This is a genomic window from Micromonospora inositola, assembly GCF_900090285.1.
In the GTDB taxonomy this organism is placed as follows: Bacteria; Actinomycetota; Actinomycetes; order Mycobacteriales; family Micromonosporaceae; genus Micromonospora; species Micromonospora inositola.
On sequence record NZ_LT607754.1, the window covers coordinates 2,729,061 to 2,749,880 of the forward strand.

The following is a 20,820-nucleotide window of genomic DNA, read 5'->3' on the forward strand; positions in this document are numbered from 1 at the left end:
GGTTTGCGAGCCCCGCAGTCGCGAACCGAGGTGGCACCGTGAGCGCGGTACGGCTGAGCCGGTTCCGCTGGTGGCACATCGACCAGGTGCTGCCGATCGAGGCGGACCTCTTCGGCGCCGAACAGTGGACCCCGGCGATGTTCTGGAACGAGCTGGCCAACGGGCACCACTACCTGGTCGCCACCGACGACGGTGAGCTGCTGGGCTACGCAGGGCTCACCGTGGTGCCACCCGACGAGGCCTGGGTGCAGAACATCGCGGTCCGGCGGGACGCCCAGCGCCGCGGCATCGGTCGGCTCCTGCTGGAGGCGCTGCTCGCCGAGGCGGACCGGCGCGGCGCCCGCAGCACCCTGCTGGAGGTCGCGGCGGACAACGGCCCGGCCCAGCGGCTCTACGCCACCTACGGCTTCGAGCCGATCGGGGTGCGGCGGGGCTACTACCAACCGAGCAACACCGACGCGCTGGTCATGCGGCGCAACGAGGATTGATGAGCATGGCTGACGAACCCCTGATCCTCGGCATCGAGACCTCCTGCGACGAGACCGGCGTGGGCATCGTGCGCGGGCACACCCTGCTCGCCGACGCGCTGGCCTCCAGCGTCGAGGAGCACGCCCGGTTCGGCGGCGTGGTGCCCGAGGTGGCCAGCCGGGCCCACCTGGAGGCGATCGTGCCGACCATGGACCGCGCGCTCGCCGAGGCCGGGGTGACCATCGCCGACATCGACGCGATCGCGGTCACCTCCGGCCCGGGCCTGGCCGGGGCGCTGCTGGTCGGCGTGGCGGCGGCCAAGGGCTACGCCGTCGCCGCCGAGAAGCCGGTGTACGGGGTCAACCACCTCGCCGCGCACGTCGCCGTGGACACCCTGGAACACGGGCCGCTGCCCGAGCCGGCGATCGCCCTGCTGGTCTCCGGCGGCCACTCCTCGCTGCTGCTGATCGACGATCTGGCCCGCGGCGTGACTCCGCTCGGCTCGACCATCGACGACGCCGCCGGTGAGGCGTTCGACAAGGTGGCCCGGCTGCTCGGGCTGCCCTTCCCGGGCGGGCCGTGGATCGACCGGGAGGCCCGGGCCGGCGACGCCAGATCCATCGGCTTCCCGCGCGGCCTCACCGCCGCCAAGGACCTCGCCGCCCACCGGTACGACTTCTCCTTCTCCGGGCTGAAGACCGCGGTGGCCCGTTGGGTGGAGGCGCGGCAGCGGGCCGGTGAGCCGGTGCCGGTGGCCGACGTGGCCGCGTCCTTCCAGGAGGCGGTCTGCGACGTGCTGGTCAGCAAGGCGCTGGACGCCTGCCGGACGAAGGGTGTCGAGACGCTGGTGATCGGCGGGGGAGTGGCCGCCAACTCCCGGCTGCGGGCGATGGCCGAGCACCGCGCGGCGAAGCACGGCATCCGGGTCCGGGTGCCCCGGCCGAAGCTCTGCACCGACAACGGCGCGATGGTCGCCGCGCTCGGCTCACACCTGGTGGCCTCGGGCGTCGCGCCGAGCCGCCTCGACCTGCCCGCCGACTCCGCCATGCCGCTGACCGTGGTCAGCGTCTGACGTGCCGCCGGCCGCTGACGAGAGGGACGACGTGATCGTACGGATGTGGGAGGCACGCGCCGAGCCGTACGGGTTCGCCGACCTGATCTCCTGGGTCTGCGACACCGCCCTGCCCGAATTCGAGCACGACCCCCTGCACCTGTCCAGCGAGGTCTTCTCCTCCACCGACCACCGGCTGGTGGTGATCTCCAAGTGGCGGAGCAGCCCCCGGGACCTGCCGGAACCGCCGATGCGGCTGGTGGCCCGGCCCCCGCACTCCTGGGACTTCGCCCAGGTCGACCGCTGACCCGACGGCCGGCGGTCGACCCACGGTCGGTCAGTCCCGGAGCGTGGGCGTCGGGTTGGGCCGGTTGCGGACCGAGGGGTCGGTGCCGATCTGGAACGACGGCACGAACTCCAGCCGACCGTCCGCCTTGTACACCACCGGCACCGAGCCGGCCATCATGTACGACATGTCGCCGCCCACCAGGAACTCCCGGGCGCCCACCTCGAACACGTAGAAGGCGTCGTTCTCGACGATCTTCCGGTCGTCCAGGCAGTAGGTGCCGACCGGCCAGTCCGGCTCGGTCGCCCGGCGGACGATGTCCCGGGCCTGCTCGTAGGTGACAGCCATGACGCGTGATCCTAACCGGGTGGCCGGACGAACTCGGTGAGCCCGCCGGGCATGGGGATGTCGTCCAGCCGGACGAACGAGGTGCTGTGGCCCTTGGCGAAGTAGTCGGCGACGTCCCGGCCGGCGTTCTGGCCGTCGATGAAGCGGACCTTGCCGCCGACGTTCTCCACGTTGAAGACGTGCCCACCGCCGTTGTTCCAGCGGATCGCGACGACACCGCGGGAGCCCGGGCCGAAGTTCTGGAAGGCCTGCTCGATGTCGCCCTGGCCGCCGCCGGTGAACCGGCGGCCCCAGGTGTTCTCGATGTCGCCGATCGACCGGCCGCCCCAGTTGTGGAACTGCTTCGGTAGGGCGGTCGCCTCGACGTCGATGCCCCGCCGGCGCAGCTCGTACGTCTGCACGCAGTGGGTGCAGTTCGCCGAGTAGTCCGGGTGGGGCGGGTTGAACTTCGGGTTGACCCGCTTGAGGTCGTGCGCGATCTGCCGCTCGACCTTGCGGGCGGCCCGCTTGGCCCCGACCTTGCGGGCCAGCTTGAGCAGCCGCTTGGCCTGCTCGAGAATGTGTTTGAGCACCGTACGGACCTGTTGCACGATCATTTTGATCAGGCGTTGGCAGGCCATCCGGGTGACCGCGATGAAGCCCGGCACGGTGGCGGTGGAGGCGCCGAACGTGGCGACCGCGGCGGCGATCGCCATGGTGACCTGCACCAGCAGGATGATGAGCTGGACGATGAACGCGATCTTCATGGCCAACGTCATCGCCGCGAAGACCATCAGCACCGCGCCGATCAGCTGCGCCGCGATCGCGTCCTCCAGCAGCCGCAGCTGCGGGCCGTCGTCCCGCCGCCACCACGCCTCGAACGCGTCGACGGTGTCGCCGGTGTTGTACCGGCCGACCGCCTCGGCGGCCCCGTTGGCGCGTTCCGCGGCGGCCTGCAACGTCATCCCGAACGACAGCCAGTGCTGTCCGGCGGCGAAGAGCAGTTCCTCGTCGGCCTGCGGCCACTCCAGACCGATCCAGCTCAGCGGCTCGGTCAGCTCGGCCGGGAGTTCGAGCCCCACGGGTCAGGCCCCCAACCGGCCGTGCAGCGAGGTGAAGAGCGCGTCGGACTCCTGGTCGGCCTCGACGACCTGCTGCGCCCAGTCGGCCAGCCCCTCGGCGGCGGTGATCAGCAGCTGCACGTGCGAGCCGTACGTCTCCAGCGCGTGCGACAGCACCTCGGTGTACGCCGCCCCGAAGACCGTCCCCGGCTCGTCGGCGCCCCACGGGTTCTGGGTGGTCACCGTCGCCTCCAGGGCGCCGAGGCCGGTCTCCAGCTCCACCGCCGCCCCGGCGATCTGCTGGGCCGCCCCGGCCAGCACCTCCGGCTCGGTGTGCATCGGCTTCATCATCGCGGCGCCGCCCCGCCCATCCGGTCCAGCCGGTCCGCGATCTGCTGCGCCGCGGCGGTCAGGTCGTCCAGCCGGCGCTGCGCGCCGAAGCCGAGGTCGTTGAGGAGCGGACCGAGCCCCTGCGGCAGCGTCACCGGCTGCGCGGCGAGCTGCTCCTGCAGCGCCGCCTGGAGCGCGGCGCGGGCGGTGCCGAACGCCTCGCGGATCGCCGCCGCCAGGTCCTCGGCGGGCAGCCGCATGACCCGCGGGTCCAGGTCGAGGGCGGTCAGGTCGCCGGTGCCGTCCAGCTCGACGTGCACCAGGCCGCCCGCCGCGTCACCGGACCCCCGGGCGGCGGTGAAGCGGCCCAGCGGGCCGTCCGGTCGGTCGTACTGGTCGGTCACGTGGCCACCCCGTTCCCGGTCGACTGTGGAGGGACCCGGACCTGCCGCGTCCCGCCGGAAGCGTAGCGACCACTGGCGAACGGGGTGGTCCCGCCGTCCTCGCCGGCGGTGCGACCTGCGTCGCAATCGGCGCTGGCCGGCGGGAATTCGGATGCGGCGGGAAGTCGCGGCCGCCTAGCGTCGGGTCGTCATGCGCTTCTCACCGGCCGGCGATCCCGGCATCCCCGACGACCGGTCCGCCACCCGCTACCTGGTGTGGCTGGCCGGCCGGCACCCGTTGCTCTTCGGCTCCGGCATCGCGCTCGGCATCGTCTGGATGGTCGCCCAGGCGCTGATGCCGGCCGCCGTGGGCCGGGCGGTCGACGCCGGCCTCGCTCACCGCGACCCGGACGCCCTGCTGACCTGGGGCGCCGTGCTGCTGGGGCTGGGCGTGCTCCAGGCGGTGGCCGGGATCCTGCGGCACCGCTGCGCGGTGCACAACTGGCTGGCCGCCGCCTACCGGACCGTGCAGGTCACCGTCGAGGCCACCAACCGGCTGGGCGCCGCGCTGCCCCGCCGGGTCGCCGCCGGCGAGGTGGTCAGCATCGGTACGGCCGACATCGAGCACATCGGCAGCGCCGTCGACATCACCGCGCGGGGTGCCGGTTCGATCGTCGCCATCGGCACCGTGGCGGTGATCCTGCTGGACGCCTCGCTGCCGCTCGGGCTGGTGGTGGTGTTCGGCGTGCCGCTCCTGATGGGCCTGGTCGGGCTGCTGATCCGGCCGCTGCACCGGCAGCAGCACGCGTACCGGGACTCGGAGGGGCGACTGACCGCCCGGGCCGGCGACATCGTCTCCGGGCTGCGGGTGCTGCGCGGCGTGGGCGGCGAGCCGATGCTCTCCGCCCGGTACCGGACGCAGTCCCAGGCGCTGCGCGCCGACGGCCTCCGGGTGGCCCGGGTCGAGTCGCTGCTGGAGGCGGCGCAGGTGCTGCTTCCCGGCGCGTTCGTGGTGCTGGTGACCTGGCTGGGCGCCCGGTTCGCGCTGCGCGGCGAGATCAGCGCCGGCCAGCTCGTCGCCTTCTACGGCTACACCGCCTTCCTGGTCAGCCCGCTGCGCAACCTGACCGAGGCGGCCGACAAGCTGACCCGGGGGCACGTCGCCGCCCGGCGGGTGGTCCGGCTGCTCCGGCTCACCCCGGAGTTGGTCGACACGGTCCGCCCGGCGGCGCTGCCCGCCGGCCCCGGTGAGCTGGTCGACGTGCAGTCCGGGTTGGTGCTGCGCCCGGGCCGGTTCACCGCGCTGGCGGCCACCGCCCCGGAGGACGCGGCCGCGATCGCCGACCGGCTCGGCCGGTACGTGGACGGGGACGGGGACGTGACGCTGCACGGCGTACCGCTGCGAGACCTGGCGGTGGCGACGGTGCGCGAGCGGATCCTGGTGGCCGACAACGACGCACATCTCTTCACCGGCCCGCTCCGGTCAGAGCTGGACCCGCACGACGCGGCCGACCGGTCGGCGGTCGAGGCGGCCCTGGTCGCGGCGAGCGCGACGGACATCGTGGCCGCGCTGCCCGACGGGCTGGACGGCCGGGTGGCCGAGCGGGGGCGGGAGTTCTCCGGCGGGCAGCGGCAGCGGCTGCGGCTGGCCCGGGCGCTGGTCGCCGACCCGGAGACGCTGGTGCTGGTGGAGCCGACCAGCGCGGTGGACGCGCACACCGAGGCGCGGATCGCCGACCGGCTCGGCGCGGCCCGGCGCGACCGGACCACCCTGGTCTGCACCACCAGCCCGCTGGTGCTGGGCCGGGCCGAGCACGTGGTCTTCGTGGAGGACGGCAAGGTGGTGGCCGAGGGCCGGCACGACGAGCTGCTGGCCGCCGAGCCGCGTTACGCGGCCACGGTCAGCCGGGAGGAGGCGCGATGAGCAACGCGCTGCCCGTCGCCGACGCCGACCAGGTCCGCCGGTACGCGCGCACGCTGGTCCGCCGGCACCCGCGTGGCCTGGCCGGGGCGCTCGGCCTGCACGCCCTCGCCGCAGCGGCCGGCCTGGTGGCGCCCCGGCTGCTGGGCGACCTGGTGGAGGGCATCTCGCGCGGCGTGTCGGCGGTCACCGTCGACCGGGTCGCGCTGGCCATCGCGGCTTTCGTGGTCGTCCAGTCGGTGCTGGTCCGGTTCGCGCACCTCGCCTCGGCCCGGCTCGGCGAGCGGGTCCTGGCCGAGCTGCGGGAGGACTTCGTGGACCGGGTGCTCGCGCTTCCGCTGTCCACGGTGGAGCGGGCGGGTACCGGTGACCTGCTCACCCGGACCTCGCGGGACGTCTCGGCGCTGTCCCGGACGGTCCGGTTCGCGGTGCCGGAGACGCTGATCGCGGTGGTGACGGTCGCGCTGGTCGTCGGCGCGCTGCTGCTGACCGGCCCGCTGCTGGCGCTGCCCTGCCTGCTCGCGGTGCCCGTGCTCTGGGCCGGCACTCGCTGGTACCTGCGCCGGGCCCCGGCGGGTTACCTGCGGGAGAACGCCGCCTACTCGGACATCACCGACGGGATCAGCGAGACCGTGGAGGGGGCGCGGACCACCGAGACGCTGCGGCAGCAGGCCCGCCGCCGGGCCCGCAGCGACGCCGACATCCGCCGGTCGTACGCCGCCGAGCGCTACACCCTCAACCTGCGCACGGTCTTCTTCCCGGTGGCCGAGATCGGGTACGTGGTGCCGGTGGTCGCCACCCTGGTGATCGGCGGCTGGTTCCACCTGAAGGGCTGGGCCAGCCTCGGTCAGGTCACCGCTGCCACCCTGTACGTGCAGCAGCTGGTCGACCCGATCGACCGGCTGCTCTCCTGGCTGGACGAGCTCCAGGTCGGTGGCGCCTCGATGGCCCGCCTGCTCGGGGTGGCGGTCGACGGGCCGGCGGCGCCGGCGGCGCCCGCCGCGTCCGCACCGACGGACGGGGAGCGCCGCCTCGCCGCCCGGGACGTCCGGTACGCCTACCGGGAGGGGCACGACGTGCTGCACGGGGTGACCCTGGTGCCGCGGCCGGGCGAGAAGCTGGCCATGGTCGGCCCGTCCGGCGCCGGGAAGTCCACCCTGGGCCGGCTGCTGGCCGGGGTGCACGCGCCGCGCTCCGGTTCGGTGACCGTGGACGGCCGGCCCCTGGCCGAGCTGCCCCTGGCCGAGCTGCGCACCCACGTCGCGCTGGTCAGCCAGGAGCACCACGTCTTCATCGGCACCCTGGCGGAGAACGTGGCGATGGTCCGGCCGGACGCGGGCGACGCCGAGGTCCGGGCCGCGCTGGCGGCCGTCGACGCGCTGGGCTGGGCGGAGGCGCTGCCGGACGGGTTGGCGACGCCGGTCGGCTCGGGTGGGCACCCGCTCTCCCCGGCGCAGGCGCAGCAGCTCGCGCTGGCCCGGCTGGTCCTCGCCGACCCGCACACCCTGGTGCTGGACGAGGCGACCTCGCTGATCGACCCGCACGCCGCCCGGGAGCTGGAACGCTCCCTCGCCGCCGTGCTCGACGGGCGGACGGTGATCGCGATCGCGCACCGGCTCTTCTCCGCGCACGACGCGGACCGGGTGGCGGTGGTCGAGGACGGCCGGATCACCGAGCTGGGTTCGCACGACGAGCTGGTCGCGGCGGGCGGCTCCTACGCGGCCCTGTGGCGCTCCTGGCACGGCTGACGGATGCGACGGGCCCCCGCCCGGGGAGGCGGGGGCCCGCGGTGGCCGGGCGTCAGCTGCGGCGCAGGATGCGGTACGTCGCGATGCCGCCGGTGCCGAGGGCGACGAGGAAGACCAGCCAGACGACCGTGGTGCTGACCTCGGCGCCGCGGCCGCCGCTGCCGACGTTGGCGGCCGCCGCGGCGACCAGCGAATCGCTCTGCGCCGGGGGCAGCGCGGCGGGCGGCAGCTGCTGCCAGCGGACCAGTCCGGTGCTCTCCAGCATCGCCATGTGGTCGGAGACGAACTTGTTGGCCGCGTCGGCGAGCTTGCGGACGGTGGCGTCGCGGGTGCTGGCCCGGATCGCCCCGATGACCGGAAAGATCTTGCCGTGGGCGACCCGGAGCCGGGTGACGAAGATCTGGTCGAACCGGGCGCCGGTCGAGTTCTGCATCTCGGCCAGCCACCCCTTCTGCTCGGTGGTCGGGTCGGTCGGCAGGGTGGCGCCCAGCTTGTTGGCGGCGTCCACCACGAGCTGGTCGAGGACGCCGTGCTGCCGGGAGATCTCCGCCCCGATCTGGCGTACCCGTGCCGACTGGCCCTTCTCGGCGGCCATCTGACCGGCCGGCATCTCCCAGAGCCCGGCCAGCCGTACGCCGTTGAGCAGGGTCATGTCGGCGGCGTTCAGCTGCGCGCCCGGCGCGGCGACGGCCACCCCGGGGAGGACGCCGAGCCCTGCGACGAGCGTGATGAGCAGCAGCGCCACCCGGTGGGTCCGGTGCGCTGGCCGGCGGCGTGCGGATTCCAGCGGTGCCATCGTTGCGGTGCCTCCTCGGTCCGGACCGAACGCGTGTGTCGCGGACGGCCGCACCCCGCCGGCCGCCCGTCCGGACACTGGTACGGATCATCGACCCGATCAGTTCACCCGAGTCCCGGTGCCCGCGGGCCGAGGCCTGCCCCGTCAGGTCTCCAGCGGATCCGCGAGCAGCCGCTCGAAGGCCAGTTCGGCCGCTCCGACCAGGGCGGCGTCCTGCCCCAGCTGCGGGGTGCGCAGCCGGACGTGCTCCAGGCACGCCGAGAGACCCACCGAGTTGAGTCGGCTGCGCACCTGCGCCGCCGCCGCGAGGTAGAGGTCCCGCATCGTGCCCCCGAAGATCACCATCTCCGGATTGAAGATGTTGACCAGGTTTCCCACGCCGAAGCCCAGCCAGTCGCCGACCCGCCGCACCGCCGCCTGGGCCCGCGCGTCCCCCCGGTCGGCGGCGTCGATGACCGCGAGCACCGCCTCCCGGCCGGAGGCCGCCGGACGACCGGCGGCGTGCAGGAGCGCGTACTCGCCGATCTCGGTCTCCCAGCAGCCGTGCGACCCGCATTCGCAGCGGGACCCGTTCCGGTTGACCACCATGTGGCCCACCTCGCCGCCGTAGCCGCCGTGTCCGGTCAACCGGCGCCCGCCGGCGATGATGCCGGCGCCCACGCCGACGTCCCCGTAGAGGTAGATGACGTTGTCGCGGCCGGCCGCGGCGCCGCGGGCGTGTTCGGCGAAGGCGCAGACGTCGGCCACGTTGGCCACCACGACGGGCGTCTCCGCGCCGAGCTCGGTGGCCAGGGTGGCGCCGATCGGTTCGTTGATCCAGCCCGTGTGGGGGCTGAGCCGGACGAGGCCGTCGTCGCGGCGCACCATGCCGCAGACCGCGATCCCGGCCCCGACGCAGATCGTCCCCGGTGGCACCGCCTGTCGCATCTCCTTGAGCGCCCCGGCCAGCAGCGGCGCGGTCTCCGCGGCGACCAGACCGCGCGGCCGGCCCAGCTCACGTCGATCGAGTACGACCCCACCGAGCCCGACCCGGGCGGCCGACAACCGATCCACCTCGACGCTGAACGCCCACGCGTGGACCCGGGCGGACTCGGGCCGGACGACCAGCGAGGGTCGCCCGGCCCGCCCCCGCTGCTTCGGTGTCGCCTCGCTGACCAGGCCGGCGGTGGCCAGGTCCGCGGTCAGCGCGCCGATGGTGCTGCGATTGAGCCCGAGGGCGGAGGTGAGTTCGGCCCGCGACATCGCTCCGTGGACGTGGACGTGGCGCAGCAACGCGCCGAGATTCTGCCGCCGAATCTCCTCCTGGCTCGGACCCGCGCGCATGACCGGGCTCAGCGATTTCCGGTCGCGAGGGCCCGGCGCCGGGACAGCGCGTCGACGCCGGCGGCCAGCAGCAGCACCAGCCCGGTGAACAGGTACTTCACCCCGGAGCTCGCATCCATCAGGCCCATGCCGTTGTCGATGACCGCCACCACCGCGCCACCGAGCACCGCGTCGACCACCCGACCCTTGCCGCCGAAGAGGCTGGTGCCGCCGATCACCGCCGCGCCGACCGCGTAGAGCAGCACGTCGCTGCCGCCGGTTCGGGCGTCCACCGAGCTGAACCGGCTGGCCGCCACGATGCCGCCGACCGCCGCCATCGAGGAGCAGATCACGAAGACCGAGATCCGGATCCGGTCGACGCTGATGCCGGCCCGGTGCGCGGCCTCCCGGTTCCCGCCCACCGCGTAGATGTGCCGCCCGTACGCGGTGCGGGACAGGACGAAGCTCAGCGCGACGAGCAGCAGCCCGACCAGCGGCACGACGACCGGCATGCCGCGGTTCGAGCTGATCAGGCTGTTCAGGCTGCGTTCCATGTTGAGCACGTACACCGCGACGCCGACGACGACGGCGAGGCTGCCGATCCGGATCAGCACCATCGACATCGGATCGGTCGCCAGGTCACGGGCCCGGCGGTTGCGGTACCGGAGCAACTGGGTGGCGGCGTACCCGCCGACGGCGGCGGCGGCCAGCAGCCAGCCGACCAGCGGCGGCAGGTTCCGGTTCTCGATGGCGACGATGGGGGCGGCCTGGACGGAGACGTTGGTGCCGCCCTTGATCAGCATCAGCATGATGCCCTGGAAGGCGAGGAACGCGGCCAGCGTGACCACGAAGGACGGTATGCCGACCTTCGCCACCAGGAAGCCGAGCACCAGCCCGATGACCGCGCCGGTGGCGAGGGCGGCGAGGGTGGCCACGTACCACGGGTAGCCCTGCAGGGTCAGCAGGTTGGCCAGCACGGCCGCGCAGACCCCGCTCGCGAAGCCGGCGGAGAGGTCGATCTCGCCCACCAGCAGGACGAACACCAGCCCCATCGCGATCAGCACGACGGCCGCGCCCTGGGTGAACAGGTTCGCGAAGTTGCCGGCGGTGAGGAAGTTGGGCCGGAGGATCGAGAAGAACACGCAGAGCACGACCAGCCCGAGGATCGCCGGCAGGGCGCCCATCTCGCCGCCCCGCAGTCGGGCGAGGTAGCCGCGTACGTGGACGCCGAGGGTGGCCCGGGGGACGGCCGTCCCCGTGTTCGGGTGGGCCACGTCAGCTTGCGTGATCATTTCTCGGCTCCCCTGGTCCCGATGCTCCGGTAACCGCTGTCGTTCGTGGTGGCTGTCCCGAGCGAGCCGCTGCGCCCCGACGTGATCAGCTCGACCACCTGGGCGTGCGTGACGTCGGTGGTCCGGACCTGGGCCACCATCTGACCGAGGTAGAGCGTCGCGATCCGGTCGGACACCGCGAAGACGTCGTTCATGTTGTGCGAGATGAGGACGACCGCCAGCCCGTTGTCGGCGAGTCGCCGGACCAGTTCGAGGACCTGGGCGGTCTGGGCCAGGCCGAGGGCCGCCATCGGCTCGTCGAGGATGACCAGCCGGCTGTTCCAGAGCACCGCCTTCGCGATCGCCACCGTCTGGCGTTGGCCGCCGGAGAGGCTGGACACGTGCTGCCGCAGCGAACTGATCGTCCGGATCGAGAGCCCGGCGAGCGTCCTGGCCGCCAGTTCCTCCATGGCCGGCTCGTCGAGCACGAGGCCGGAGCGCCGCTCCCGGCCGAGGAACATGTTCTGCACGATGTCGAGATTGTCGCAGAGCGCGAGGTCCTGGTAGACCACGTCGATGCCGAGAGCGGCGGCGTCCCGGGGCCCGTTGACGGTCACCGGCCGGCCCTCGAAGAAGAACTCGCCGGCGTCGGTGCCGTAGATGCCGCTGATGCATTTGACCAGCGTCGACTTTCCGGCTCCGTTGTCGCCGACGAGCGCGGTCACCTGGCCCGGATACACCGAGAAGGCGACATCGTGGAGCACCTGCACGGGGCCGAAGCTCTTGTCGAGTCCACGCAGTTCCAACAGGGGTGTCTCGGGCACGGATGTCTCCTTCGGGTGGGTGTCCGGCCGTCCGCGCGGTCCGGTCGGCTCAGCCGATGCCGGCCTGGGCGCACAGGTCGGCGTACTTCGCGGTGCACACGTCGGCCTTGTCGACGTAGCCGTCCGCGATGACGTTCTTCACCGTCTCCCTGGTGATGGCCTGGGCGCCCAGCAGCACGGCGGGGACGTTCCGGTTGCCCTTGGGGTCGCGGAAGCTCTGCTCGGTCTTCTTCTTCTCGCCCCTGGCCAGCGCGATCGCCAGGTCGGCCGCCGCCTCGGCCTCCGTCTTGACCGGCTTGTACACGGTCATGCACTGGTCTCCGGAGAGGATGTGCTGCAGGGCCTGGGCGTCGGCGTCCTGGCCGGTGACGGGGACCTTGCCGTTGACCTTGTTCTTCGTCAGCACGGAGATGACGGCGTTGGCCAGCCCGTCGTTGGCGGCGACGACGGCGTCGATCCGGCCGTTCGTCTGGGTCAGCATCTGCTCGAAGATCGTGCCGCCGGTGGTGTTGTTCCACTCGGGCACCGACTGGTCGGGGCCCTTGAGGTACTCCTTCGCGTCGTACCTCGGCGCCAGGACCGAGTCGTAGCCCTCCTTGAACTGGGCCGCGTTGTTGTCGGTCGGCGAGCCGTTCAGCTCGGCGACCACCGGATTCTGCACGCCCTTGTCGGTGAGGCACTTGACCAGGCCCTCGCCCTGCAGTCTGCCGACCGCGACGTTGTCGAAGCTGACGTAGTACTGCGCGGAACCGCCCAGGGTGGGCCGGTCGTAGTCGATGGTGGCGACGCCCTTCTGGGTCGCCTTGTCCAGGACCGCCTTCCCGGTACCCGAATCGAGATTGGTGATCATGAGGGCGGTCACCCCATTCGTGATCATCTGTTCGGCGATGGTCACGAATCGCGCCTTGTCGTTCTGGGCGTTCTGGATGTCGTAGTCCACCCCGGCCGCCTTGAACGCGGCCTCCAGGTATCTGCGGTCCGCGGTCTCCCACCGGTTCGACGAGGCGCTGTCTGGCAGGATGACGCCGATCTTCGGCTTGGGGCGGCTCGCGGCATCCTCAGCGGCGTCGTTACCGCAGGCGGTGAGGTTTCCCGCGGCCAGCAGGCCGACTGCGGCGACGGTGAGGATCCCTCTGCGCATTCTGCACGGTTCCTTTCAAGGGGGACGGAACTCGAGGGGGCGTGGTGGGTGAGGGTGCGCCGGTGAGCCGCTGCCGCGCCGCCAGCGGTTTGTTGTTCCGGGCAACCTATTGTTCGCCGCACGGGCGCACAAGACCGTACTGGTCAGCGGTTTGTTGCCGCCAGTAACAATTCGGCAACGCAACTGACCTCCGGTTCCTCCCGGGTTGCCGGACACCGGTTCCCATCCGGCAGTCGCCGGCCCGCCGTCGCGCCCCGCGGTCAGCGGACGGCGAGCGGGGCGGTCACCGCGGCGGTCAGGGCGATCAGGTCCGTGGGGTTCAGTTGGAGCTGGAGCCCGCGGCGCCCCGCCGAGACGTACACGGTCGGGTGGTCCAGCGCCGAGGCGTCGACCACCGTCGGGAGGCGCCTGCGCTGGCCGAGGGGACTGATGCCGCCGCGGACGTACCCGGTGGCCCGCTCGGCCACCGTGCGGTCGGCCATGGTCGCCCGCTTGCCGCCGACCGCGGCGGCCAGGGCCTTGAGGTCCAGCTCCCCGGTGACCGGCACGACCGCCACGGTGAGCCCGCCGTCCACCTCGGTGACCAGCGACTTGAACACCCGCTCCGGCGGCACCCCGAGCGCCGCCGCGACCAGGGCGCCGTAGTTCGGCGCCGCGGGGGAGACGTCGTATGGGTGGGTGCTGTGGGTGATCTTCTGCTTCGCGAGCAGCGCGGTCGCCGGAGTGCCCTGTCCCGCCATGCCGCCAAGCTAACCCGGACCCGGCCGCCGGGCGAGCCGAAATTCAGGCGGGCACCGGGTGGCCGACGAGCACGGTGGGCGCGCCGGCCACCCGGGTCAGCACCAGGCTCGCCGCCGCCTCGCCGGAGAGCCGCAGGTCCCGGCGCAGCTTCTCCGGCTCCAGCGCCGAGCCGCGCTTGAGGATCTCCACCCGGCCCACCCGGCGGTCCCGGAGCAGGGCGCGCAGCCGCTTGAGCGAGAACGGCAGCACGTCGGTCACCTCCAGGCAGCGGGCGTACGGGGTGCGGACCGGGGAGTCGGCGTACAGGTAGGCAATGCTCGGGTCGGCCAGGGTCGCGTCCAGCTCCCCGGCCAGCTCGGCGACCAGGTGCGCGCGGACCACCGCCGAATCCGGGTCGTACAGGAACCGGCGGGCCGGTCCGACCGGGGCCTCCGCCGCGCCGGATCCGGTCAGCACGTGCGGGGTGTCGCCGCGCAGCAGGGTGGCCCGGCGGGGGACCTCGGCGAGCCGGCCGCACCAGAGCGCGGCCTCGACCAGGTCGCCGTCCACGCTGACCCATTCCGCCTCGGCGCCGGCCGGGATCAGCGCGTGGTCCAGTCCCGGGGCCACCTTGACCACGGTGTGCGGCACCCGCTCGGCGAGTCCGGTCACGAAGTCCCACGGCGGTGAGTAGGAGTTCGGGTCGAAGATCCGCCGCCCGGTGCCGGCCTTGCGCCGGGCCGGGTCGCAGAACACCCCGTCCACCCGGCTGACGTCGAAGGCGGTCGCGTCGCCGCACTCCACCGTGAACGACTCGGCGAGCCCCGCCGCCTCGGCGTTGGCGGCGGCCATCGCGGCGGTCACCGGGTCGGCCTCCACGCCGTACACCCGGATCCCGGCGCGGGCGGCGGCGAGCGCGTCCGCGCCGAGGCCGCAGCCCAGGTCGGCCAGGGTGCGCACCCCGGCGGCGCGCAGCCGCGCGGCCCGCCGGTCGGCGACCACCCGGCGGGTGGCCTGTTCCAGCCCGGCCCGGGTGAGGAACATCCCGGCGGCGGCCGGTCCGAACTTGCCGGCGGCGCGGCGGCGCAGCTCGGCCTGGGTGAGCGCGGCGGCGGCCAGCCCGGCCGGCACGCCGGCCGAGCGGAGCGCGGCGGCCGCGGCCAGCGGGTCGCCGCCGGCCACCTCGGTGGCCGCGGCGAGCGCGGCCGACCCCTCGGCGGTACGCAGCGCGGCCAGCTGGTCGAGATCCACCGCGCCATTCTCCCCGTCCGCGCGCACGGGCCGGCCGGGCGGGGGCCCGGGTGCGGCAGGTCGGGGTGTCGGCCGCCGGGATGCCGCGTCCTTCCGCAAGCGGAGTCGATCATGCTAGTCGGGGCGACGCGCCGGGCGGTGGATTGGCACTCTCCTTGACGGAGTGCTAGCCGAGGAATAACCTGCGATTAGCACTCTCCCATCGAGGGTGCCAGCTTCCGGGCCTCGGCCCGGGCGCTGAACGCCAGGCGGACCGGCACCCGCGACGACGGCCCCGCCCGGTGGCATGTGGCAGATTGACGCCGTTCGGCTTGCCGTCCGGCAACGAAACCAGTACCCCAGGAGGGTATGCCCGTGACTACCGCGACCAAGGTTGCGATCAAGCCGCTCGAGGACCGGATCCTGGTCCAGGCGAACGAGGCTGAGACCACCACGGCGTCGGGCATCGTGATCCCCGACACCGCCAAGGAGAAGCCGCAGGAGGGCACCGTCCTCGCTGTCGGCCCGGGCCGAGTCGACGACAAGGGCAACCGGATCCCGGTTGACGTCAAGGTCGGCGACACCGTCATCTACTCGAAGTACGGCGGCACCGAGGTCAAGTACGCCGGCGAGGAGTACCTGGTGCTCTCCGCCCGCGACGTCCTCGCGGTCATCGAGAAGTAAGCAACCGATCAGTGTCGTTGCCCCGGTCCGGCTCGCCGGGCCGGGGCAACGTCGCTTCGAAGGGACATTCATGGCGAAGATCCTGAGCTTCTCGGACGACGCCCGACACCTGCTCGAGCACGGTGTCAACGCCCTCGCGGACACGGTCAAGGTCACCCTCGGCCCGCGCGGGCGCAACGTCGTCCTGGACAAGAAATTCGGTGCGCCGACGATCACCAACGATGGCGTGACCATCGCCAAGGAGATCGAGCTCACCAACCCGTACGAGAACCTCGGCGCGCAGCTGGTCAAGGAGGTGGCGACCAAGACCAACGACGTCGCCGGCGACGGGACCACCACCGCGACAGTGCTGGCCCAGGCGATGGTCCGCGAGGGCTTGCGCAACGTGACCGCCGGCGCCAACCCGGCCGGCCTCAAGCGGGGCATCGACGCGGCGGCCGCCAAGGTCTCCGAGGCGCTGCTCGGCCGGGCCGTCGAGGTGGCCGACAAGGAGTCCGTCGCGCACGTCGCGACGATCTCCGCGCAGGATGCCACCATCGGCGAGCTGATCGCCGAGGCGATGGAGAAGGTCGGCCGCGACGGTGTCATCACCGTCGAGGAGGGCTCCGCGCTCACCACCGAGCTGGAGGTGACCGAGGGTCTCCAGTTCGACAAGGGCTTCATCTCCCCGAACTTCGTCACCGACGTGGAGGGGCAGGAGTCGGTCCTGGAGGACCCGTACATCCTGATCACCACGCAGAAGATCTCGGCGATCGAGGAGCTGCTGCCGCTGCTGGAGAAGGTCCTCCAGAACAACAAGCCGCTCCTGATCATCGCCGAGGACGTCGAGGGCCAGGCCCTGTCCACGCTGGTGGTCAACGCCATCCGCAAGACCCTCAAGGTCTGCGCGGTGAAGGCCCCCGGCTTCGGTGACCGTCGCAAGGCGATGCTCCAGGACATGGCGATCCTGACCGGCGCCGAGCTGGTCGCGCCCGAGCTCGGCTACAAGCTCGACCAGGTCGGCCTCGAGGTGCTGGGCACCGCCCGGCGCGTGGTGGTCGACAAGGAGAACACCACCGTCGTCGACGGTGGCGGCCAGGCCTCCGAGGTCGCCGACCGGATCGCCCAGATCCGCAAGGAGATCGAGGCCTCGGACTCCGAGTGGGACCGGGAGAAGCTGGCCGAGCGGCTGGCGAAGCTCTCCGGCGGCATCGCGGTCATCAAGGTGGGCGCGGCGACCGAGGTCGAGATGAAGGAGCGCAAGCACCGCATCGAGGACGCCATCGCGGCGACCAAGGCCGCGGTCGAGGAGGGTACGGTCCCCGGCGGCGGCGCCGCCCTGGCCCAGATCCTGCCGGTGCTCGACGACGACCTGGGCTTCACCGGTGACGAGAAGACCGGCGTCTCGATCGTGCGCAAGGCGCTGGTCGAGCCGCTGCGCTGGATCGCCCAGAACGCGGGCCACGACGGCTACGTGGTGGTGCAGAAGGTCGCCGGCAAGGAATGGGGCAACGGCCTCGACGCCGCCGCCGGCCAGTACGTCGACCTGGTCAAGTCCGGCATCATCGACCCGGTGAAGGTGACCCGCAACGCGGTCACCAACGCCGCGTCGATCGCCGGCCTGCTGCTCACCACCGAGAGCCTCGTGGTGGAGAAGCCGGAGAAGGCCGAGCCGGCCGCCGCCGGTGGCCACGGCCACGGCCACGGTCACCAGCACGGCCCGGGCTTCTGACCCGACGCCGTACGGACGACGTCAGGGCACACCGTCACGCCGACGGTGTGCCCTGACCCGTATCTGGTTACGGAACGCTGACGCCGCTACCGGTCCGGCGCCGTGATCGACAAGACTGGTCCGATGACCACCACGTCCCGCGGGTACGCCGCGCTGGCCGGGATCACCGCCGCCGCCGTGGCGATCGGCGCCGCCGAACCGGTGGCCGTCCTCACCGGCGCCCGTTCCGCGCCGCTGATCGCGGTCGGCGGGCTGATCGTCGACGTGGTCCCCGAGACCCTGAAGCAGTTCGCCATCTCGCTCTTCGGCACGTACGACAAGATCGCCCTGCTGGTCGGGACGGCGGTGCTGCTGGCCGGGTTCGCCGCGGTGCTGGGGGTGCTGGCCGCCCGCCGGCTCTGGATCGGGCTGGCCGGCATCGCGGCCTTCGCCGCCCTCGGGGTGGCCGCCGCGCTGACCCGGGCCGGCGCGAACGTCTTCGACGCGCTCCCCTCGCTGATCGGCGGTGCGCTCGGCGCGATGGCACTCTGGCTGCTCCTGGCCGGGCCGCTGCAACCCGAGCTCTGGTCGTGGTCGCCACCGGCCGCCCCGGCGCCGCCGGTCCCACCCGGCCGGGAACCGGCTCCGGGCCCGGGCGCGGAGACCGCGGCGGCTGCCCGGCCCGGCGAGCCGGCCGAGGCCGAGGACCGGCCCGTCGAGCCGGCGGTGCGACCCGCAGCCGGTGGCGACGAGGTCGACCCCGACGGGCGGCGGCGCTTCCTGACCGGGGTCGGGACGCTGATGGGCGTGGCCGCGGTGGCCGGGATCGGCGGGCACTGGCTGGCCGGGCGGCGGGGCGTGTCGGCGGCCCGGCGGGCCGTCGCGTTGCCGACCCCGTTGGCCGCCGGGCCGGCGGTACCGGCCGGCGCCGACCTCTCGCTGGCCCAGCTCGCCCCGTACGTGACCCCGAACTCGGGGTTCTACCGGATCGACACCGCCCTGGTGGTGCCGCAGGTGGACCCGGCGACCTGGCGGCTGCGCATCCACGGCCGGGTGCGCCGGGAGATCGAGCTGAGCTTCGCCGACCTGCTCGCCCGGCCGATGGTGGAGCGGTACGTCACCCTGGCCTGCGTCTCCAACGACGTGGGCGGGGACCTGATCGGCAACGCGCGCTGGCTGGGCGTGCCGATCAAGGAGCTGCTCGACGAGGCCGAACCGGAGGAGGACGCCGACCAGGTGGTCGGCCGTTCGGTCGACGGCTGGACCTGCGGCACCCCGACCGCGGTGCTGCGGGACGGGCGGGACGCGCTGCTCGCGGTCGGGATGAACGGGGAGCCGCTGCCGGTCGAGCACGGCTTCCCGGTGCGGATGGTGGTGCCGGGGCTGTACGGCTACGTCTCGGCCTGCAAGTGGGTGACCGAGCTGGAGCTGACCAGCTTCGCCGACTTCGACGCGTACTGGGTGCCGCGCGGTTGGTCGGCGCAGGGGCCGATCAAGACCGAGTCGCGGATCGACACGCCCCGGTCGCGCAACCGGCTCACCGCCGGTCCGGTGATGGTCGCCGGGGTGGCCTGGGCCCAGCACCGGGGCATCCGCAAGGTCGAGGTACGCGTCGACGGCGGCCCCTGGCGGGAGGCGACGCTCGCCCCGACGGTCTCGGTGGACACCTGGGTGCAGTGGTCCTGGCGCTGGGCGGCCACCCCGGGCGAGCACACCCTCCAGGTGCGGGCCACGGACGCCGACGGCGTCACCCAGACGCCGGAGCGCCGGCCGGTCGAGCCGGACGGCGCCACCGGCTGGCACAGCGTGAAGGTCACGGTCCGCTGATCCGCTGATCCGCGCGGTCGCCGCCTGGTTCCGTACCGCGCCCGGCGATGGCGCCGGGGTGACGGAGCGGAAGGGAGAGTGGCTGTCGGACGCTACGAAGCTGATGTCGTCGATGAATCGGTCGTCGTGCCGATCCATTCGCGTCATCAGCCTCGTACCGACCGCACCGGAGTTCCGACTCGGCGGCTCCGGCGCCTGCGTTGTGACGACGGCGCCGCGCCCCCGAGGGTGGGGACGCGGCGCCGGTGCGTCTGGGCGGCCGGGGTCAGGCGATCTTCCGCTGGTCCGGCACGGTCGACTTGTGCGGCCGGCCGAGGCGGGCCTCCAGTCGGGCGACGTCGACCCGGCTCTGCCGGCGGTCGGCCAGGTCCTCCCAGCCGAGGGCGAGCAGCCGGAGCCGCTCGGACTCGCTGAATCCGCCCCACACGCCGTACGGCTCGCGGACCGCGAGGGCGTGCGCGGCGCACTCGGCGCGCACCGGGCAGGCCCGGCAGACGGCCTTGGCGCCGGACTCGCGGCGCAGCCGCGACGAGCCGCGCTCGCCGTCCGGGTGGAAGAACTGGGCGCTGTCCCGGCCCCGGCAGGCACCGAGCCGCTGCCAGTCCCAGAGATCGACGATGGGTCCGGGCAGTCTACGTACGTTCGACATCAGCACCCCTCCTCCCGCGCGGCACCGCGGAGAATCCTTCATGGCCAGCTACCGGGCGGCGGTCCGCGCAGGCGCACCGTTTCCGGCCTGGCGTCTCGGTACCCGGGCTTTCCCGCGCTCACACATCTGTGATCGAAAACCTCGGACAACTAGCGGCATATGCCCCATCTGCCGGAAAAGTTCGGATGTTTGCCCGGAACCTCCTCGCGACGCGACCCGACCGTGGTCTGCTCTGAGGCGGAGAGGAGACCACTGTGCGTACCGTTCTCGTGTGCGTTCGGACACCGACCGCGGCCCAGCAGCTGACCTCCGCGGCGGCCCGACTCGGGCTGTCCGCGATCGTCCGGACCGCCGTCTCCGATCCCGAGGTGATGCTGCGGCTCGCCGAGCGTCCGGTGGACGTCGTGCTCGCCGACACCGCCCTCACCCGGCCCGACAGCGCCGGCTTCGTACGCCGGGTGCTCGCCCGGGCGCCCCAGGCCGCGGTGCTGCTGCTCGGCACCGAGGAGTCCGAGGCGGCCGCGGCCACCATCAGCGCCGGGGCGCGGGGGTTGATCCAGGGCGCCGACCACGACCTCACCAGCGCGGTGGCGAAGGCGCTGCTGCTGCTCGCCGCGCCCGGACGGCCGGCCCGGCACCGGGTCACCGACCCGGCCCGGGACGCCGCGGCCGTCGGCGGGCCGGTACGGCCCGCGGCGCCGGGGCGGCCGGCGCCCGGCTGGGCGACCGTCCCCGGGGAGGGAACGGGCGGGGTGCCGACGGTGGTGCCGGTGCAGCGCGGCGACGACGAGCCCGAGCCGGCCGCCGGTGAGCCGGAACCCGCGCCGCCGAGTGGCCAGCAGCGCGCCGGCGCGCGAACCGGCCGGAACCCCGTCGGCCTGACCGAACGGGAGCTCCAGGTGCTGCTCGGCATGGCCGAGGGGAAGAGCAACGCGGAGATCGGCCGGGAGTTGTTCGTCTCCGAGGACACCGTCAAGACCCACGCCCGGCGGCTGTTCCGCAAGCTCGGCGCCCGGGACCGGGCGCACGCCGTGGCCGCCGGCTTCCGCGCCGGACTGGTCGCCTGAGCCGCCCCACCGCCGGCGACCGTGCCACCCGCGGGCCGGGCCCG

Annotated in this window: 21 protein-coding genes; 9 read left to right on the plus strand and 12 right to left on the minus strand. The window is 73.3% G+C overall.

Annotation, left to right across the window (positions count from 1 at the left end; translation table 11 throughout):
* Positions 1 to 38: 38 nt before the first annotated feature.
* The 3 genes from rimI to GA0070613_RS13160 are packed head-to-tail and all read left to right on the plus strand — an operon-like array spanning position 39 to position 1,826.
* Positions 39 to 488 (plus strand): ribosomal protein S18-alanine N-acetyltransferase, encoded by a 450-nt coding sequence (rimI, locus tag GA0070613_RS13150; RefSeq protein ID WP_089012561.1) that lies wholly within the window; start codon positions 39 to 41, stop codon positions 486 to 488.
* A gap of 5 nt (positions 489 to 493) precedes the next feature.
* On the plus strand, positions 494 to 1,540 hold the full coding sequence (gene tsaD / locus GA0070613_RS13155; RefSeq protein WP_089015917.1) for a tRNA (adenosine(37)-N6)-threonylcarbamoyltransferase complex transferase subunit TsaD: 1,047 nt from the start codon (positions 494 to 496) through the stop codon (positions 1,538 to 1,540).
* A 31-nt stretch (positions 1,541 to 1,571) separates the two neighbouring features.
* The gene (locus GA0070613_RS13160) at positions 1,572 to 1,826 is read left to right on the plus strand and encodes a hypothetical protein (RefSeq protein ID WP_089015918.1); all 255 of its coding nucleotides are present in this window, start codon (positions 1,572 to 1,574) and stop codon (positions 1,824 to 1,826) included.
* 30 nt (positions 1,827 to 1,856) lie between these two features.
* Here the strand turns inward: GA0070613_RS13160 and GA0070613_RS13165 are convergent, their stop codons facing one another.
* Genes GA0070613_RS13165 through GA0070613_RS13180 form a run of 4 tightly spaced genes read right to left on the minus strand, consistent with a single transcriptional unit; the run spans position 1,857 to position 3,927 of the window.
* A complete protein-coding gene (locus GA0070613_RS13165) occupies positions 1,857 to 2,153 on the minus strand; it encodes a hypothetical protein (RefSeq protein WP_089012562.1) in 297 nt (98 codons plus the stop codon).
* An 11-nt stretch (positions 2,154 to 2,164) separates the two neighbouring features.
* Complete coding sequence (locus tag GA0070613_RS13170) at positions 2,165 to 3,214, minus strand: toxin glutamine deamidase domain-containing protein (protein WP_157746349.1); 1,050 nt, start codon at positions 3,212 to 3,214, stop codon at positions 2,165 to 2,167.
* Positions 3,215 to 3,217: 3 nt separating this feature from the next.
* Complete coding sequence (locus tag GA0070613_RS13175; RefSeq protein WP_157746350.1) at positions 3,218 to 3,532, minus strand: hypothetical protein; 315 nt, start codon at positions 3,530 to 3,532, stop codon at positions 3,218 to 3,220.
* Between the two features lie 8 nt (positions 3,533 to 3,540).
* Complete coding sequence (locus tag GA0070613_RS13180) at positions 3,541 to 3,927, minus strand: YbaB/EbfC family nucleoid-associated protein (protein ID WP_157746351.1); 387 nt, start codon at positions 3,925 to 3,927, stop codon at positions 3,541 to 3,543.
* A gap of 190 nt (positions 3,928 to 4,117) precedes the next feature.
* Between GA0070613_RS13180 and GA0070613_RS13185 the strand changes: the two genes are divergently transcribed.
* Both GA0070613_RS13185 and GA0070613_RS13190 read left to right on the plus strand, forming a co-directional pair.
* The gene (locus GA0070613_RS13185) at positions 4,118 to 5,830 is read left to right on the plus strand and encodes an ABC transporter ATP-binding protein (protein WP_089012565.1); all 1,713 of its coding nucleotides are present in this window, start codon (positions 4,118 to 4,120) and stop codon (positions 5,828 to 5,830) included.
* The gene (locus GA0070613_RS13190) at positions 5,827 to 7,575 is read left to right on the plus strand and encodes an ABC transporter ATP-binding protein (RefSeq protein WP_089012566.1); all 1,749 of its coding nucleotides are present in this window, start codon (positions 5,827 to 5,829) and stop codon (positions 7,573 to 7,575) included. Before GA0070613_RS13185 ends, GA0070613_RS13190 begins: the two co-directional genes overlap by 4 nt.
* 52 nt (positions 7,576 to 7,627) lie before the next feature.
* Here GA0070613_RS13190 and GA0070613_RS13195 read toward each other — a convergent pair whose 3' ends face one another.
* From GA0070613_RS13195 to GA0070613_RS13225, 7 genes are all read right to left on the minus strand, one after another.
* Positions 7,628 to 8,371 (minus strand): DUF4142 domain-containing protein, encoded by a 744-nt coding sequence (locus tag GA0070613_RS13195; protein ID WP_089012567.1) that lies wholly within the window; start codon positions 8,369 to 8,371, stop codon positions 7,628 to 7,630.
* Positions 8,372 to 8,515: 144 nt separating this feature from the next.
* Positions 8,516 to 9,694, minus strand: coding sequence for an ROK family protein (locus GA0070613_RS13200; protein WP_089012568.1), 1,179 nt, complete (start codon positions 9,692 to 9,694; stop codon positions 8,516 to 8,518).
* A gap of 8 nt (positions 9,695 to 9,702) precedes the next feature.
* Positions 9,703 to 10,965 carry a sugar ABC transporter permease gene (locus GA0070613_RS13205; protein ID WP_089012569.1) on the minus strand — a complete coding sequence of 421 codons (1,263 nt, stop codon included), beginning with the start codon at positions 10,963 to 10,965 and terminating at the stop codon, positions 9,703 to 9,705.
* Positions 10,962 to 11,768, minus strand: coding sequence for an ATP-binding cassette domain-containing protein (locus tag GA0070613_RS13210; protein ID WP_089012570.1), 807 nt, complete (start codon positions 11,766 to 11,768; stop codon positions 10,962 to 10,964). Before GA0070613_RS13210 ends, GA0070613_RS13205 begins: the two co-directional genes overlap by 4 nt.
* 49 nt (positions 11,769 to 11,817) lie before the next feature.
* Positions 11,818 to 12,909, minus strand: coding sequence for a sugar ABC transporter substrate-binding protein (locus tag GA0070613_RS13215; protein ID WP_089012571.1), 1,092 nt, complete (start codon positions 12,907 to 12,909; stop codon positions 11,818 to 11,820).
* 260 nt (positions 12,910 to 13,169) lie between these two features.
* Entirely contained in the window at positions 13,170 to 13,649 is a 480-nt protein-coding gene (ybaK, locus tag GA0070613_RS13220; protein WP_089012572.1) for a Cys-tRNA(Pro) deacylase, read from the minus strand.
* 43 nt (positions 13,650 to 13,692) lie between these two features.
* A complete protein-coding gene (locus GA0070613_RS13225) occupies positions 13,693 to 14,880 on the minus strand; it encodes a THUMP-like domain-containing protein (RefSeq protein ID WP_089012573.1) in 1,188 nt (395 codons plus the stop codon).
* Between the two features lie 348 nt (positions 14,881 to 15,228).
* Here GA0070613_RS13225 and groES point away from each other — a divergent pair, with 348 nt between their 5' ends.
* The 3 genes from groES (at position 15,229) to GA0070613_RS13240 (ending at position 19,060) form a co-directional block, all read left to right on the plus strand.
* A complete protein-coding gene (gene groES / locus GA0070613_RS13230) occupies positions 15,229 to 15,543 on the plus strand; it encodes a co-chaperone GroES (RefSeq protein ID WP_089012574.1) in 315 nt (104 codons plus the stop codon).
* A gap of 70 nt (positions 15,544 to 15,613) precedes the next feature.
* Complete coding sequence (gene groL / locus GA0070613_RS13235; protein ID WP_089012575.1) at positions 15,614 to 17,254, plus strand: chaperonin GroEL; 1,641 nt, start codon at positions 15,614 to 15,616, stop codon at positions 17,252 to 17,254.
* A gap of 123 nt (positions 17,255 to 17,377) precedes the next feature.
* On the plus strand, positions 17,378 to 19,060 hold the full coding sequence (locus tag GA0070613_RS13240; protein WP_089015920.1) for a molybdopterin-dependent oxidoreductase: 1,683 nt from the start codon (positions 17,378 to 17,380) through the stop codon (positions 19,058 to 19,060).
* 265 nt (positions 19,061 to 19,325) lie between these two features.
* Here GA0070613_RS13240 and GA0070613_RS13245 read toward each other — a convergent pair whose 3' ends face one another.
* Positions 19,326 to 19,709 carry a WhiB family transcriptional regulator gene (locus GA0070613_RS13245; protein ID WP_089015921.1) on the minus strand — a complete coding sequence of 128 codons (384 nt, stop codon included), beginning with the start codon at positions 19,707 to 19,709 and terminating at the stop codon, positions 19,326 to 19,328.
* A gap of 254 nt (positions 19,710 to 19,963) precedes the next feature.
* On the opposite strand from GA0070613_RS13245, the gene GA0070613_RS13250 reads away from it, so the two are divergent.
* Positions 19,964 to 20,776, plus strand: coding sequence for a helix-turn-helix transcriptional regulator (locus GA0070613_RS13250; RefSeq protein WP_089012576.1), 813 nt, complete (start codon positions 19,964 to 19,966; stop codon positions 20,774 to 20,776).
* Positions 20,777 to 20,820 lie beyond the last annotated feature (44 nt).

What these genes read in the sequence shown, in the direction of transcription:
- GA0070613_RS13190 (WP_089012566.1), top strand. Translation starts at nt 5,827, where the DNA reads ATGAGCAACGCGCTGCCCGTCGCCGACGCCGACCAGGTCCGCCGGTAC.
- tsaD (WP_089015917.1), top strand. Translation starts at nt 494, where the DNA reads ATGGCTGACGAACCCCTGATCCTCGGCATCGAGACCTCCTGCGACGAG.
- GA0070613_RS13245 (WP_089015921.1), bottom strand. Translation starts at nt 19,709, where the DNA reads ATGTCGAACGTACGTAGACTGCCCGGACCCATCGTCGATCTCTGGGAC.
- ybaK (WP_089012572.1), bottom strand. Translation starts at nt 13,649, where the DNA reads ATGGCGGGACAGGGCACTCCGGCGACCGCGCTGCTCGCGAAGCAGAAG.
- GA0070613_RS13215 (WP_089012571.1), bottom strand. Translation starts at nt 12,909, where the DNA reads ATGCGCAGAGGGATCCTCACCGTCGCCGCAGTCGGCCTGCTGGCCGCG.
- GA0070613_RS13200 (WP_089012568.1), bottom strand. Translation starts at nt 9,694, where the DNA reads ATGCGCGCGGGTCCGAGCCAGGAGGAGATTCGGCGGCAGAATCTCGGC.
- GA0070613_RS13240 (WP_089015920.1), top strand. Translation starts at nt 17,378, where the DNA reads ATGACCACCACGTCCCGCGGGTACGCCGCGCTGGCCGGGATCACCGCC.
- groL (WP_089012575.1), top strand. Translation starts at nt 15,614, where the DNA reads ATGGCGAAGATCCTGAGCTTCTCGGACGACGCCCGACACCTGCTCGAG.
- GA0070613_RS13205 (WP_089012569.1), bottom strand. Translation starts at nt 10,965, where the DNA reads ATGATCACGCAAGCTGACGTGGCCCACCCGAACACGGGGACGGCCGTC.
- GA0070613_RS13195 (WP_089012567.1), bottom strand. Translation starts at nt 8,371, where the DNA reads ATGGCACCGCTGGAATCCGCACGCCGCCGGCCAGCGCACCGGACCCAC.
- GA0070613_RS13185 (WP_089012565.1), top strand. Translation starts at nt 4,118, where the DNA reads ATGCGCTTCTCACCGGCCGGCGATCCCGGCATCCCCGACGACCGGTCC.
- groES (WP_089012574.1), top strand. Translation starts at nt 15,229, where the DNA reads ATGCCCGTGACTACCGCGACCAAGGTTGCGATCAAGCCGCTCGAGGAC.
- GA0070613_RS13175 (WP_157746350.1), bottom strand. Translation starts at nt 3,532, where the DNA reads ATGCACACCGAGCCGGAGGTGCTGGCCGGGGCGGCCCAGCAGATCGCC.
- GA0070613_RS13165 (WP_089012562.1), bottom strand. Translation starts at nt 2,153, where the DNA reads ATGGCTGTCACCTACGAGCAGGCCCGGGACATCGTCCGCCGGGCGACC.